The organism is Paenibacillus sp. GbtcB18 (genome assembly GCF_019091125.1).
In the GTDB taxonomy this organism is placed as follows: Bacteria; Bacillota; Bacilli; order Paenibacillales; family NBRC-103111; genus Paenibacillus_F; species Paenibacillus_F chitinolyticus.
The window spans coordinates 1-1,035 of record NZ_JAGXJX010000068.1 but is presented as its reverse complement, the minus strand read 5'-3'; the positions used below and the strand labels follow the sequence as shown (position 1 = coordinate 1,035).

Sequence of the window (1,035 nt, the reverse complement as noted above, 5' to 3'; positions counted from 1 at the left end):
TCATAAAAGAAGCGAAACAACTTGAAATATGTTTATACAAACCTCGTGTACTGATTTGCGAAAGTTGGTAGTAGGCGGCCAAACTTACAGCAACTTTGAAAATTCCTTCGGGGTTTTTTTATTTTTTTATAATTTATATGAATTATTTACATTTGCAATTAGTATATCTACCACTCTATGATATCAGACATTTGACGAAAAAAGAAGAGTAAAAGAGAAGGCCATCGTTTGATGGCTTTTTTTGTTTTAAATCGAATTAAAGGCAGATAAAATTTATACATATGCTTTTTGATAGTATTTTAATGGGTCTTTTTATCTAATTCTTCAATAATAATCTTTTGTTTATTACCTTTAATCTCTCCAACTTATTTGTTATTTTCAACAAAAATACGATCAAAAACAGGGATTTTAGTCATTTGAATTGCATTTGCAGTATTGGTTTGTTTTATTTTTCTATATTTATCTAAATTGATAATCATAATATCACTCTCTTTTTTTTAGAATGTACGTTCGAATTAGAGCTAAAAAGAAAATCCCTAAAAGGACTAAGTTAAACAACCTATTGTTTTTTGATATTTTAATAATAATAATTCTTTTGGCATTCCTGTATGATTGGAAATTGCATCGATAGTTTTAAGTTCTTGTGCATATGCATGCCAATCCTCATCCGGCATTAATAATTCAACTGCAAATAAATTTGCATGTCTTTCAAATTTATCTACAGATAAAAATGTATTAGCACGTAAAAATGGAGTGTTGACATGCTTATGCATTCAACAATGTCCTAGTTCATGTGAACTAGTGACAATTTGTTCATTAATACTTAAATTTTCGTTAATACAAATATATTGGTTTTTTTTATTGTATTTATAAAAGCCCATTATACTTGGATCCAAATTTTGATAAAAAATATGAACATTTAAATGTTCAGCTATTTCAAAAGGGTCTGTTGTGTTATATTTGTCTGCTAGTTCTAATGTTGTGTCTTTTTCATAATACCCCAATGGAATCTCCCCCCCCCGAACCACTCTGATT

Annotated in this window: 1 pseudogene; it reads right to left on the bottom strand. The window is 28.4% G+C overall.

From position 1 onward, the window contains the following. Positions 1-545: 545 nt before the first annotated feature. Positions 546-1,028, bottom strand: a pseudogene (locus tag KVT34_RS29525) (ImmA/IrrE family metallo-endopeptidase). Positions 1,029-1,035 lie beyond the last annotated feature (7 nt).